The 13479-nt window shown below is 64.2% G+C and carries 13 protein-coding genes; 5 read left to right on the top strand and 8 right to left on the bottom strand.

Annotated elements, in window-relative coordinates:
- Positions 1 to 115 precede the first annotated feature (115 nt).
- Genes NJLHNGOC_RS08110 through fzlA form a run of 3 tightly spaced genes read right to left on the bottom strand, consistent with a single transcriptional unit; the run spans position 116 to position 3431 of the window.
- Positions 116 to 1495: an MBOAT family O-acyltransferase gene (locus NJLHNGOC_RS08110; RefSeq protein ID WP_113595926.1), complete on the bottom strand. Its 1380-nt coding sequence runs from the start codon at positions 1493 to 1495 to the stop codon at positions 116 to 118.
- Positions 1495 to 2754, bottom strand: coding sequence for a BaiN/RdsA family NAD(P)/FAD-dependent oxidoreductase (locus tag NJLHNGOC_RS08105; protein WP_113595925.1), 1260 nt, complete (start codon positions 2752 to 2754; stop codon positions 1495 to 1497). Before NJLHNGOC_RS08105 ends, NJLHNGOC_RS08110 begins: the two co-directional genes overlap by 1 nt.
- An 8-nt stretch (positions 2755 to 2762) precedes the next feature.
- On the bottom strand, positions 2763 to 3431 hold the full coding sequence (gene fzlA, locus NJLHNGOC_RS08100; RefSeq protein WP_110526747.1) for an FtsZ-binding protein FzlA: 669 nt from the start codon (positions 3429 to 3431) through the stop codon (positions 2763 to 2765).
- A 244-nt stretch (positions 3432 to 3675) separates the two neighbouring features.
- Here fzlA and minC point away from each other — a divergent pair, with 244 nt between their 5' ends.
- The 3 genes from minC to minE all read left to right on the top strand — a co-directional run bounded on the left by minC (position 3676) and on the right by minE (position 5646).
- Positions 3676 to 4407 carry a septum site-determining protein MinC gene (minC, locus tag NJLHNGOC_RS08095; RefSeq protein WP_113595924.1) on the top strand — a complete coding sequence of 244 codons (732 nt, stop codon included), beginning with the start codon at positions 3676 to 3678 and terminating at the stop codon, positions 4405 to 4407.
- Positions 4408 to 4546: 139 nt separating this feature from the next.
- A complete protein-coding gene (gene minD, locus NJLHNGOC_RS08090) occupies positions 4547 to 5359 on the top strand; it encodes a septum site-determining protein MinD (RefSeq protein WP_113595923.1) in 813 nt (270 codons plus the stop codon).
- Positions 5360 to 5361: 2 nt separating this feature from the next.
- Positions 5362 to 5646 (top strand): cell division topological specificity factor MinE, encoded by a 285-nt coding sequence (gene minE / locus NJLHNGOC_RS08085; RefSeq protein WP_113595922.1) that lies wholly within the window; start codon positions 5362 to 5364, stop codon positions 5644 to 5646.
- A gap of 102 nt (positions 5647 to 5748) precedes the next feature.
- Here the strand turns inward: minE and NJLHNGOC_RS08080 are convergent, their stop codons facing one another.
- The 5 genes from NJLHNGOC_RS08080 to NJLHNGOC_RS08060 form a co-directional block, all read right to left on the bottom strand.
- A complete protein-coding gene (locus tag NJLHNGOC_RS08080) occupies positions 5749 to 6423 on the bottom strand; it encodes a GntR family transcriptional regulator (RefSeq protein WP_113595921.1) in 675 nt (224 codons plus the stop codon).
- Positions 6424 to 6558: 135 nt separating this feature from the next.
- Complete coding sequence (nadC, locus tag NJLHNGOC_RS08075; RefSeq protein WP_113595920.1) at positions 6559 to 7413, bottom strand: carboxylating nicotinate-nucleotide diphosphorylase; 855 nt, start codon at positions 7411 to 7413, stop codon at positions 6559 to 6561.
- Positions 7410 to 8978 (bottom strand): L-aspartate oxidase, encoded by a 1569-nt coding sequence (locus NJLHNGOC_RS08070; RefSeq protein ID WP_113595919.1) that lies wholly within the window; start codon positions 8976 to 8978, stop codon positions 7410 to 7412. The genes nadC and NJLHNGOC_RS08070 overlap by 4 nt, the downstream gene beginning before the upstream one ends.
- A complete protein-coding gene (nadA, locus tag NJLHNGOC_RS08065; protein ID WP_110526732.1) occupies positions 8975 to 9955 on the bottom strand; it encodes a quinolinate synthase NadA in 981 nt (326 codons plus the stop codon). The genes NJLHNGOC_RS08070 and nadA overlap by 4 nt, the downstream gene beginning before the upstream one ends.
- Before the next feature lie 161 nt (positions 9956 to 10116).
- Positions 10117 to 11019 carry an NUDIX hydrolase gene (locus NJLHNGOC_RS08060; protein ID WP_113595984.1) on the bottom strand — a complete coding sequence of 301 codons (903 nt, stop codon included), beginning with the start codon at positions 11017 to 11019 and terminating at the stop codon, positions 10117 to 10119.
- Between the two features lie 194 nt (positions 11020 to 11213).
- On the opposite strand from NJLHNGOC_RS08060, the gene NJLHNGOC_RS08055 reads away from it, so the two are divergent.
- Both NJLHNGOC_RS08055 and aldA read left to right on the top strand, forming a co-directional pair.
- Positions 11214 to 11777, top strand: a complete 564-nt coding sequence (locus tag NJLHNGOC_RS08055) for a ferritin-like domain-containing protein (RefSeq protein WP_113595918.1) — start codon at positions 11214 to 11216, stop codon at positions 11775 to 11777.
- A gap of 243 nt (positions 11778 to 12020) precedes the next feature.
- A complete protein-coding gene (gene aldA, locus NJLHNGOC_RS08050) occupies positions 12021 to 13469 on the top strand; it encodes an aldehyde dehydrogenase (protein WP_113595917.1) in 1449 nt (482 codons plus the stop codon).
- The last annotated feature ends 10 nt before the right edge of the window (positions 13470 to 13479 follow it).

The raw sequence follows: 13479 nt of genomic DNA, 5'->3' as shown, positions 1-13479 counted from the left end.
GGGGCCTGCCTGTCATGTTCCGTGAAAGGGCCGCACCGCGATACGTCCCGTGAACTGTAACATATAGGGACGCTTTACGGCTGATACATCCTTTTGCGCGACGATTATCGCGCCATCAGAACTGGAAATAGATGAACGGGTCAGGAATGCGCCCCCCGATCAGCAGCACCAGCAGGACAAAGGCAATTCCCGCGCCAGCCGCGACCCACGGTTCGGGCGGCATGTCGCGCAGGATCGCGCGTTGCGAGGACGGACCGGCCAGCGCGACCGCCACCGCGATCAGCAGCACCATGCCATGATGCCCGGCCGCAACGGGTTCATGCCCGCCCAGCCCGGCCAGCGCCATGAACATCCGCCCTGCCGTTGGCATGTCCGCGGCGCGGAAGATCACCCATGACAGCATGACGAACGACAGGGTCAGCACCCATCCCGCCAGCGCGGGCATCGCGCGCTGGCGTCGCCGCCACGCATGCGCCATCGCCAGCGCCACACCATGCGCGCCGCCCCATGCCAGATAGGTCCAGCCCGCCCCGTGCCATGCCCCCGCCAGCAGCATCGTCGCCACCACGTTCGTGGCCTGACGCGCCGCGCCACACCGGTTTCCCCCCAGCGGGATGTAGATGTAATCCCGCAGGAACCGCGACAGCGTCATATGCCACCGCCGCCAGAAATCACGGATGGAAACCGCCCGGTACGACGCATCGAAATTGAACGGCAGGCGCAGGCCGAACATCAGCGCCATGCCGATCGCCATGTCGGAATACCCCGAAAAATCGAAATAGATCTGAAGCGTATAGGCCACCGCCGCCAGCCATGCCTGTCCCGTCGGCGGAAGATGTCCCTGCGCGCCAAGGGCGAAGACCGGGTCGCACATGCTGCCCAGCGTATCGGCAAGCCCGGCCTTTTTCGCCAGCCCCACCAGCAGCAGGATCGCCCCGCGCGACAGGTTTTCCCACATCGCGTCGTTTCGCGGGCTGCTGGCGAACTGGGGCACGATTTCGTTGTGCCGCACGATCGGCCCTGCGATCAGCTGCGGAAAGAATGTCACGAATTCAAGAAAGTCCACCAGCCCGTACACCGGTGCCTGCCCACGCAGCAGATCCACGAGGTAGGAGATTTTCTGGAACACGAAAAAGGACAATCCCAGCGGCAGGACGATATCCCACGGCTGGTGCATCTGCCCGCGCAGAGCCGCAAGCACGCTCGCAATCCAGTTGGCGTCCTTGAAAAACACCAGCACGCCCAGATTGAGGACAATCCCCGCGATCGGCCACGCCCGGCGTCGCGTCCATCCCCACAGGCAGGCCAGCACCCAGTTCAGCACCGTCATGCCCACCAGAAAGGGCACGAAACGCCAGTCCCACAGGCCATAGAACACCAGCGACGCCGTAATCACCAGCCACTGCCGAGCCGGCCGCGACGGCGCGCACAGGTAATACAGCGACAGCACTACCGGCAGGAACAGCAGCAAGAAGCCCTGCGTGCTGAACAGCATCAGTCGCGCCGTTCAGCCAGGGTCCGTTCAGCCAGAGCCCGTTCAGCTAGGGCCCGTCCCGCCGCATGGCCGCTGGACCACGCCCACTGGAAGTTATGACCGCCCAGCCAGCCAGTCACGTCCACCGCCTCGCCCACCGCGAACAGGCCGGGGACATCACGCGCCTCCATCGTCTGGGAGGACAGGCCGGCCGTGTCGATGCCGCCGCGCGTGACCTCCGCCTTGGCGTATCCTTCGCTGCCGGTCGGCATGAGACGCCATGACGACAGCAGGCCCGCAAGCGCGTCAAGCACGCTGTCGGGCATTTCCCCGACCGGCCCATCGGGCAGGTGGTGTGCGGCCAGCAGGTGGGCCAGGCGCTGCGGCAGCAGGCTTGCCAGCATGGCCGCTCCTCCCATGCGGGGTCGGGCCTTTTTCAGTTCCCGCAGACATCGCGCCGCGTCGCGTCCCGGCAGGCAGTCGATATCCAGCGACGCACCCGGAGACCAGTAGGAAGATGCCTGCAGGATGGCGGGACCGGACAGGCCGCGATGGGTAAACAGCATCCCGTCGCGAAACACGATGTCGCGGCCGCGCCGTCCCTGGGACACATGGCATTTCGCACCGATTTCCATGGAAACGCCCGCCAGCCCGGTCATCCATTCGCGATCGCGCGGCCCGAACGTCAGGGGCACCAGCGCGGGCGCGGGCTCCACGATCTTCAGCCCGAAACGACGCGCCACGTCATGCGACAGCCCCGTCGCCCCCAGCTTGGGAATCGACAGTCCCCCCGTCGCCAGCACGATGGCGCGGGCCTGCAGGACCATGCGGTCCGTCTCCACCACGAAAATGCCATCAGCATCGCGGCGCACGGCAATGATGCGGTTCGACAGGTGCATCGCCACATTGCCCTGCTGGCATTCACGCACCAGCATCCCGACGATTTCACTGGCGGAACGGTCGCAGAACAGCTGGCCCGGCGTCTTGGCATGCCACGCGATGCGATGGCGCTTTACCAGTTCAAGGAAATCGGCGGGCGTATAACGCGCCAGCGCGGATTTCGCGAAATGCGGATTGGCCGACAGGAACATGCCCGGCCCCGAATCCAGATGCGTGAAATTGCAGCGTCCGCCCCCCGAAATCAGGATCTTGCGCCCCGGCTGCGCCGCATGGTCCAGCACCGCGACGCGACAGCCCCCCTGCCCCGCGGTCGCTGCCGCCATCATCCCGGCGGCCCCGGCCCCAAGGATCACGGCGTCCAGCGCGTCAGCCCGGTTCACAGGGACGCTCAGAAATCGAGGTCGGCGTAATGGGCGGGGGGCGTCATGCCACTGACACGATCCTGCAACAGCGTGCGGAAACACGGCCTGCTCTTGATCCGGGCGTACCAGTCCTTGGCCGCCGGGGCCTTGTCCCATGCCACGTCATCGATGAAATCGAGGCATGACAGGTGCGCCGCCGCCGCGAAATCCGCCAGCGACAGCATGTTACCCGCCATCCACTGCCGCGTTTCCGCCAGCCAGTCGATATAGGACAGGTGGAAACGGATATTGGCGTATCCCGCCCGCAGCGCCCCGCCATCGGGATTGCCACGCCCGGAAATGCGCTTCATCACCTTTTCATTGAGCAGGTTGCGCGAAACCTCGTTGCCGAATTTCTCGTCGAACCAGACGACAAGGCGCCGCACCTCCACCCGTTCCGCCAGCGTGCGCCCCAGCAGCGGCGTGTCGGGATAGGCTTCCTCCAGATATTCGCAGATGACCCACGAATCGGGGATGGACAGGCCGTTCTCCTCCACCAGCATGGGAACGGTGCCCGCCGGATTGACCGCGAGGTAGTCGGGACGACGTTCCCATACCCGCTCCATCTTCAGTTCGAACGGCAGTCGCTTTTCCCCCAGAGCAAGGCGGACCTTGCGGGAATAGGGTGAAAGGGGAAGATGATAGAGGATACGCATGCATCCGCTTTATTGCATCGCCCCACCCTTAGCCAAGCCTTCATGTCAACAAAACCGCATTGCATCGCCCAGGGAGCATGGCGGCGCGACATCGTGTCATGCGCCGCACGAGCCCATCTTGGGCAAAGGATCATCACGGGCCGTGGCCTCGGCCGGTTTTTTCTGGCACATTGCGCACGCAGAAACGATAACCCACCGGTCCCAGACATACGAATCCCCAAGGCAGACGAAGGCTGTAACCACTTTGTCCGACGAATTGCGTTCCCTTCCGAAAATACGCGCCCGTGGCCGTTCCTTTCTGGCGCTGGTCCTGTCCCCCGAACCCGGCCTGTCCGACTGGATGGCCGGACTTGATGCGCAGATCGCGCGTTCCGCCGCCTTTTTCGCCAGCAAGCCCGTCATCCTCGACCTCTCGCTCCTCGGGCCGGATGAGCCGGGCCTAGGCAAGCTGTATCCCGCCCTGCTCGAACGCGGCATCCGCATCATCGCGATCGAGGGGGCAGACCCCGCGACCCCCGCGATCTCCCACTGGCAGTGGCCTGCGGGGCTGGATGGCGGACGGGCCTCCGGCGCCGTGACAATCCCCGAGGACCATGTCCCCGTGCCTGAACGGATCCAGGGGTCATCGCTGATTTTCGAGCAGCCGATCCGTTCGGGCCAGACGATCATGAACCCCGATGGCGACATCATCATCATCGGGTCGGTGGGGTCCGGGGCGGAAGTCACCGCCGCCGGGTCCATCCATGTCTATGGCACGCTGCGCGGGCGCGCGATCGCCGGCATGAACGGACAGCCCGAGGCACGGATCTTTGCCCATGACATGCGCGCGGAACTTCTGGCGATCGACGGATATTATATGACGGCCGAGGATATCGACCCCCGCCTGTCGGGCAGTCCGTCGCAGGCGATGCTTAATAATGACACAATCGTGGTGCAACCGCTCACGCTGCGGATGGCTGTCATACAAAGAAGATGAATTTGAGATACTGTTTTTACCGTATGGCAGTTGCATCCCCCCCCGCAGCCCCCTTACTAATTGACAACGATATTTCAACTGTTCCGGCCTACCGTTCCCCCGGTCGCGGACACAAACCACAGGACAAGGAAAATCTAGAATGGCGAAAGTGCTGGTCGTCACCTCCGGAAAGGGCGGGGTCGGCAAGACAACGTCCACCGCGGCACTGGGCGCGGCGCTGGCACAGACAGGGCAGAATGTGGTTGTGGTCGATTTCGACGTCGGGCTGCGTAACCTCGACCTCGTCATGGGGGCGGAACGCCGGGTCGTGTATGACCTCATCAACGTCATACAGGGCGACGCGAAACTGTCGCAGGCCCTGATCCGCGACAAGCGGATCGAGACGCTGTCCATCCTGCCCGCCTCCCAGACGCGCGACAAGGACGCCCTGACAGCCGAAGGCGTCGCCAAGGTGATCGGCGAACTGCGCGAGAAATTCGACTGGATCATCTGCGACAGCCCGGCGGGCATCGAACGCGGCGCGCAGCTGGCGATGTATCATGCCGACTGCGCCGTCGTGGTCGCCAACCCCGAAGTCTCCTCCGTCCGTGACAGCGACCGCATCATCGGGATGCTCGACAGCACGACCGAAAAGGCCAAGGGCGGCGGCAAGATCGACAAATACCTGCTGGTGACACGCTATGACCCCGGTCGCGCGGCACGTGGGGAAATGCTCCGCACCGAGGACGTGCTGGAAATCCTGTCGATCCCGCTTCTGGGCATCATTCCCGAAAGCGAGGAAGTGCTGCGGGCCTCCAACCTTGGCTCCCCCGTCACGATTTCCAGCCCCCAGAGCGCCCCTGCCCGCGCCTATTCCGAAGCGGCGCGGCGCCTGGAGGGCGAAAAGCTTGAAGTCACCGTACCCACTGAGCGTACCGGCCTGTTTGGCTGGCTGTTCAAGGGAAGATCATGATCATGGGCCTGCTTGACACCCTTTTCGGCCGTTCCCGCAGTTCCGCGCCCGTGGCGCGGGACCGGTTGCAAATCCTGCTGGCGCATGAACGCGCGGGCACCGATGGCCCGGAATCCGAACTCCTGAACACGCTGCACAGCGAAATTCTGGAGGTCATAAAGAAGCATATCCCCGTCGATCAGGACAAGGTCCAGATCAAGGTCGATCGCGGCACGTCGGTTTCCATGCTGGAAATCGATATCGAGGTGCCGGCCCTTGAAAAAGGCAGGGAACAAAAAGGCAGGTAACGCTGAACCGACAGCAGGACGGGGCATCAGTGGTAACGATGCCCCGTCCTGCAGCGTCTCCACCCTTGGGGGCGCCCCTGTGGGACACCCTGTTTCGCGCCGTCAGGCCAGCATCGGTTCGATCCAGATACGCGCCGTATTGAAATCCCGGGTAATCGCCTCGCGCGCGGCCTGCGGATCACGCGCGCGCAGGGCGTCGATCAGGGCTGCATGGGGATGGACCTCCCCCAGGCTGCGCATGGGCGGCATGGGGCGTGAAAGGGCATAGAGCGGCCCGATCCGCACCCACAGGTTACGCAGGATATTGGCGGTCAGGGGCAGATCGGCCAGTGTCGCGATCGTTGTATGGAAATCGGCGTTCAGCGCGGCCACGGCCCCGTCATCGCGAATGGCCAGTGCCTCGGCGAACTGATGATGCAGCATGGCAAGCGTCTCGATCCCGTGCTGGCTGGCCTTCAGGGCGGCGGCCTCTGCCAGGCGCACTTCCAGATCGGAACGCAGGGCGTGGATTTCGGCGAAATTGCGCCGTGTCATCGCCGGGACGACCGCCGTGTTGCGGTCATTGAGTTCCAGCGCATGTTCGGAAACCAGCCTCAGCAGCGCTTCACGCACCGGGGTGGGGCTGAGACCGAGTTCAGCAGCAAGCGGCCGCAGGACAAGACGTTCGCCAGCGCGATAACGACTGCGGATCAGGCCGCGCCGGACATGTTCATATGCGTCAACGCTGAGTACACGTCGGGGGGTCTTGATGTTCGGGTCAGTACGATCCGCCGCCATGCTGGTTTCTTATCCTTCATGCAAATATATCTTATTAATCCGCATAAATAATGATCTCAGCACAGATGGCAACTTGTACTGCATGTCGATCGCGTTTTTTCTGCTTATCCAGACCTGACGACATGCATCCACACCCTATGGTTGATAATCAAGCCCGATATCCATCGCCCTGACACTGTGGGTCAGCCACCCCATGGACACCAGATCCACCCCGGTGGCGGCAATGGCGGCGGCGTTGTCAGGCGTGACGCCGCCCGATGCCTCCGCAATGGCGCGATGGTCGATCATGGCGACAGCCCGGCGCAGCTGTTCGGGGGGCATGTTGTCCAGCAGGAACACATCCACCCCGCCGACCTCCAGCCCCTCGGCCAGCTGCTCAAGGGTATCGACCTCCAGCTCTATGCTGACCAGATGACCCGCTACAGCGCGCGCACGTGTCAGGGCCGGCCGTATCCCACCAGCAATGGCAAGATGGTTGTCCTTGATAAGGATCGCATCATCGAGCCCGAAGCGGTGGTTGCTGCCGCCCCCCGCACGCACGGCATATTTCTGGATCGCGCGCATGCCGGGCAGGGTCTTGCGCGTACAACTGACCTTGGTGCCATAAGGTTGCACGGCCGCGACAACCTGCGCCGTCGCCGTCGCGATCCCGCAGAGATGGGAGAGGAAATTCAGCGCCACGCGCTCCCCCGACAGGATGCCGCGCGCAGGCCCCCGCACGCTGGCGATCACCTGTCCGGGGGTGACGTGCGTGCCGTCGGGGGCCGCGACCTCGAACACGATTGCCGGGTCCATCAGGGTAAAGGCCAGACGCGCCAGATCCAGCCCGGCGACCACCCCGGCCTGCCGCGCCGACAGCACCGCATGCGCGGACAGGGTTTCATCGCCCAGCGTCGCATCGGTGGTCAGGTCCCCGCCCCGGCCCAGATCCTCCATCAGACCCGCGCGGACCAGGGGTTCAAGCATGATGTCAGGCAGGGGGCGGATCATGCGACCACTCCATTGTCAGGGGTTTGTGTCATCTTGTCTGCCTTCGCGGCAAAGGAGGCGGCATGTTCCCGCAGGTCCTCCAGCGTCAGGCGCGACGCGGTGGCGACGGCGGCGGTCTGCGGGAAATCAGCCCGGAAATGGCCGCCACGGCTTTCCTCGCGCCGCAGGGCCGCGCACAGCACCATCGCGCGGACAAGCGCCCCGTCATCCCCTTCGGCAAGGGGGGCAAAGACACGCAGGGCCTCGCGCATGTCATCGCGCGTGCGGATGACGCCCGCATCCCGCGCCATCCTCCTGCGCCATGCCTCATGCGACGCGGGACGGACGGCCGCGACCGCCCCCATGTCGCGCGGGGGCGCGGGCGAGGTGACGGGTGGAAGCGTGGAAAGGTCGCGCGCGACCCACGTGCCGAACGAAACGGCCTCCAGCAGGGAATTGCTGGCAAGGCGGTTGGCCCCGTGCAGGCCGGTGCAGGCGACCTCGCCACAGGCCCACAGGCCGGGCACGGTGCTGCGGCCGCGCCCATCCACGACGATGCCACCCATATGGTAATGGGCCGCAGGCCGCACCGGGATCGGCTGATGCGCCGGGTCAATGCCCTGCGCGCGGCATAATGCGTCGATGGCGGGAAAGCGCGTGGCAAACCGCGTGCCCAGCACCTGCCGCGCATCGAGAAAGACATGATGGCCCGCGCGCATGTGACGCCACACGGCGCGCGAGACGATATCGCGCGCGGCAAGCTCGGTGGTGAAGCGTTCGCCGCCCTCGTCAATCAGTACCGCGCCTTCGCCGCGCACCGCCTCGCTTATCAGCGGCAGCGGGCCTGCGACATGCCGCGCGGCAAGGGCGGTCGGATGGAACTGCACGAACTCCATGTTGCCCAGGACGGCCCCGGCCCGCGCGGCCAGCGCAAGCCCCTGCCCCACCGCGCCAAGGGGATTGGTCGTATCGCCGAACAGGCCGCCGATGCCGCCTGTCGCCAGCACCACGGCGGACGTGGGCCATGCAATGTCGCGTCCGTCCATCATGACGCGCGCGCCCACCACCACCCCGTCATGGCTTTCCAGCGCATGCACCCGGGCATTTTCAAGGACCGTAATGCGCGGCGTGCAACGGACGCGCGCGACCAGTGCCTCCATGATCGCGGCGCCGGAGGCATCGCCACGGGCATGCACGATACGGTGGCGGGAATGCGCGGCTTCCAGCCCGAGGACCAGCGTGCCATCGGCGGCCCGGTCGAAACGCACCCCGAACGCCGCCAGCCGGGCGATGGCGTCGGGTCCATCGGCGGTTACGCGTTCGACCACGTCCGGGTCGCACAGGCCCGCCCCCGCCGCCAGCGTGTCGGCGGCATGCAGCGCGGGCGTGTCGTCCGCGCCCACGGCGGCGGCAATGCCGCCCTGCGCCAGCATGCTGGACGCCACCGCCGGATGACTGGCCCCCAGCGGCCCGGATGACAGCAGCACGCACGGCCGGTCATACATCAGGGCGGTCATGACCCCCGCCAGCCCACCGCCGACAATGACGGGCTGTCCGGCCAGGCCACGCAGGTCGGGGATGGTCATATCGCCAGCATGCGTTCGACCGCGCGCCGCCCGCGCGCCGCCAGCGCCGGATCGATCGTGACCTCATGCGTCATGGTTTCCAGCGCATGCCGCAGGCCCGACAGGGTGATGCGCTTCATGTGCGGGCACATGTTGCACGGGCGGACGAAATCGATGTGCGGATGCAGCAGGGCGAGGTTGTCGCTCATGGAACATTCGGTCACCAGCAGCACCTTGCCGCTGTCATGCGCCTGCACGTAATCGCTCATCATCGCGGTGGAGCCGGAGAAGTCGGACACCGCCACCACCTCTGGCGGGCATTCGGGATGCGCAAGCACCGTCACGCCGGGATTATCCTCGCGCATGCGGGTGATTTCCCCGGGCGTGAAACGTTCATGCACCTCGCAGTGCCCCGGCCAGGTAATCATCTTTATGCCGGTTTCCGCCTCGATATTACGGGCAAGGAATTCATCGGGGATCATGATGACCCGATCGGTGCCGAGGCTTTCGACAACACGTTTCGCGTTGCCGGAGGTACAGCAGATATCGCTTTCGGCCTTCACCTCGGCCGAGGTGTTGACATAGGTCACCACCGGGACGCCGGGATGGCGTTCACGCAGGGCACGGACGTCGCGCGCGGTGATGGAATCCGCCAGCGAACATCCCGCCTTCATGTCCGGGATCAGCACCGTGCTGTCGGGATTGAGCATCTTGGCCGTCTCGGCCATGAAATGCACGCCCGCCATGACGATGACATCGGCGCTGGCCTCCTGTGCCTCACGCGCAAGGGCAAGGCTGTCGCCACGGATGTCGGCGACGCAGTGGAAGATTTCCGGCGTCTGGTAATTATGCGCCAGGATGATCGCGTTGCGCTGCTGCTTGAGGTCTTCGATGGCGCGGATATCGTCCAGGAACGTCGCCCATTCCATTTCCGGCACGAGATGTCGCACGCGGTCATAAAGCCGGTCAGCCGTTTGCCGGGGACCCAGTTGATTCATGATTGCCCTCCCTGCCGGAGACCTTCGTCCATTTTTATACTCAATTTGAGTATAAGTGCGACGCCATAACCCGGCCGGACACTTCCAACGTGAAACCCCGCCTGTGTCAATCAGGATTTTCGTGAACGCCGCCCCGCAACCTTGCATGGCCGGGGCCATGCCTAACCCGAATGGACGATCGGAAGCTTGGTGCCCGCGAACTGCCGCGCGCGCCGCACCTCCCCGCAGAAACGGAACAGGCGCGCGGGCCGGCCACCCGTTTTTTCCTCGATCCTGCCTGTTTCCTCAACAAGTTGCTGCTGCGTGATGAGCCGGCGGAAGTTCTGTTTGTGGACATGGCAGCCCGCCAGGCTTTCGACCGCGCGCTGCAGCTGGAACAGCGTGAACTCCTCGGGCATCAGCTCGAACACGACGGGGCGGTAACGTATCCTTGCACGCAGCCGGGCCATCGCGGTGGCAAGGATGCGGCGATGATCGCGATGCATGTACCGTCCGGGAATCGCCTGATCGGGGGGGCAGGCCGCCTCCATCACCAGCTTTGCCTCGTACAGCAGTTCATAGCGCTGCAGCACGAGTTCATCGTCCCATGCCCCCCCGTCGCCGATGGCGAACAGCGCCATGCAGCGCTGCCACTGGCGCATGCGGGTTTCAAGGTCGGTCATCCCCGCCACCCATGCGCACAGGCGGCGTTCGATCAGGTTCGTGATCTCCTTCCGGCTTTCGCTGGTGCGGTCCTCCCACGGGAAATAGTCGTACCAGTCCCGCCACCCTGTCTCGCGCGCCTCGCTCCGCGTCAGGGCGAGGTAGGAGATCGAGATGCTGCGCCCCTGTTCGGGATGCAGGGTGCGGTCATGGTCGGCAAAGGTATAAAGCTGCTCCACATGGCCGATGGGATGGCCCGTCTGCTGCTCCACCCACGAACGCACCCCCGCCTGGAGCGAACGGTGGCCGCTTTCCAGCGGGCCGGACGGCAAAAGGCGCCCGTCATCGATCGTCATCACCTGCGGCACCCCGTCGCGCACCGCCGTCAGCACGGCGATGAGTTCGGTGACAACGCGTGACATCCTGCCCTGCGCACTTTCCCCCTGCACGTTCACCGCATCGTCCCCCTGTTCCGCCCGCCGGGACGTGCCCGTGTGTTTCATATGCCACTGTTTAATATGCAACCGTTCAGGCCCCACCCCGTTATGACGGACACAGCCCGACACGAACGCGCAGGACGCAGTTCCCGTTCATCACCCGAAAAGGAGAAACAGGAATGGCGAAAGCCCCGGAAAATACATTCCTTACCGACGTACAAACCCTGCGTGAACGCGCAAGAAAATCCATTGAACAGGGCGCCCTGACCCCTGCCTATCAGGGGAATGTCAAGACTGCCATCGACCTTCTGCAGACCGTTGTCGCAACGGAACTCGTCTGCGTGCTGCGCTATACCATGCATTCGATCTCGGTCGAAGGCATCACCAGCGAAAGCGTCGCGGCCGAATTCGCGACCCATGCGAAGGAAGAACGCGCCCACATGATGTGGGCGGCCGAGCGCATCGACCAGCTTGGCGGCATTCCCAACCTGTCCCCCGAAGGGCTGGCGACACGTTCGGCCAGTGAATACGGACAGGGCGGCAACCTTGTGGAAATGGTACGCCAGAACCTTGTGGCCGAACGCCTGGTGATCGAGCATTACCGCGAACTGATCCGCTATTTCGCGGACCACGATCCCACCACGCGCATCATGCTTGAAAAGATCCTCGCCGAGGAAGAGGAGCATGCCACCGACATGCACGACCTTCTGGTGGCGCACGAAGGCAAGCCCTTCCTGTCCTGATCCCCTGCCTGCCCCGTCCCGGTATCCCGCACGGCGGTCCGCGCCCCACCTGCCACGGTCCCGTCCTGGCGGGTGGCAGGCGCGCGTCATGCCACCTGGCGTGATCGCGACGGGCAAATCCCCGATACGACAACGACATCTCAACCAGTTGGTGTCATCCTGAGGATGACGGCCAGAAAGAATGGCGGCCAGAACGGTTGATGTTGAGTCACACGATCGAACATTCACTACGGAGAAACTGACATGACAGACGTCAGGAACTATGACCTTTTTGTCGGCGGCGAATGGGTGCCCGCCACGGCGGAGGAACGCGACACCATCCGCAATCCCGCCACGGGCGAAACCCTTGCCACCGTCGCGGTCGCCAGCAAGGACGACGTGGACCGCGCCCTGAACGTGGCGCAGGAAGCCTTTGGCACGTGGAGCCGCCTGATCGCCACCGACCGCGCGGATTACCTCTATAAGCTGATCGACCTGATCCACCGTGATGAGGAGAAGCTGGCACGCATCATCACCACCGAAAACGGCAAGCCGCTGAAGGAAGCGAAGGTCGAGGTCAATTTCGCCATCCAGTTGATCCGTTTTGCGGCCGAAAACGCGCGGCGGCTTGAAGGCAACATCATCCCCGGCAGCCGCCCGGGCGAGAAGATCCTGATCGAAAAAATTCCCCATGGCGTCGTCGCCGGGATTTCGGCATGGAACTTCCCCCTTGCTCTGACGGCGCGCAAGCTTGGCCCCGCGCTGGCGGCGGGCAATACCTTCGTCATCAAACCGCATGAGCTGACGCCGCTGGCAACGCTGGCGCTGGCGGAACTGTCGGTTGAGGCGGGCTTTCCCAAGGGCGTGTTCAATGTCGTCACCGGCGGCGGCGCGACGGTGGGCAACCAGCTGGTCACCAACCCGATCACCAAGCTGATCACCATGACCGGCAGCACCCCCGCGGGCCGCAAGATCATGGCGGCCGCGTCCGAGGGGCTGAAGGAAGTGCGGCTGGAACTGGGCGGCAAGGCGCCGTTCATCGTCATGGACGACGCGGATATCGAGGCCGCCGCCACGGCCGCCGTTTCCGCGCGCTTCATGAACTGCGGGCAGGTCTGCACCGCCAATGAACGGACCTATGTCCATGAAGCGGTATATGACCGTTTCCTCGACCTGCTGCGCAAGAAGATCGCGGACATCAAGGTCGGCAACCCGCTGGACCCCGAAACCACCATGGGCCCGAAAATCAGCAAGGCCGAAATGGAAAAGGTCGACGGGATGGTCAAGCGCGCCGTGGCGCAGGGTGCGAAGGTGGAACTGGGCGGCAAGGAACTGACGGGCGGCATATACGACGCCGGCAATTTCTATGCCCCCACCCTGCTGACCAACGTGACGAACGAGATGGACATCAGTCAGGCCGAGGTTTTCGGCCCGGTCCTCTCGCTCATCAAGGTGCAGGATTTCGACGAGGCCCTGATGATGGCCAACAAGTCGCGCTATGGCCTGTCGGCCTACATGTTCACGCAGGACCTGAAAAAGGTCATGCGCATGAGCAACGAGCTGAACTTCGGCGAAATCTATGTCAACCGCGAAGGCGGCGAAGCGGCGCAGGGTTTCCACCATGGCTATGGCGACAGCGGTATCGGCGGCGAAGACGGCCAGTACGGGCTGGAGGCCTATGTGGATACCAAGACCATCTACCTCAATTACTGAACCGGCATCA

This window comes from Novacetimonas cocois (assembly GCF_003311635.1).
Taxonomy (GTDB): Bacteria; Pseudomonadota; Alphaproteobacteria; order Acetobacterales; family Acetobacteraceae; genus Novacetimonas; species Novacetimonas cocois.
The sequence above is the reverse complement of the archived record's forward strand: the minus strand, read 5'-3'. Positions and strand labels throughout refer to the sequence as shown.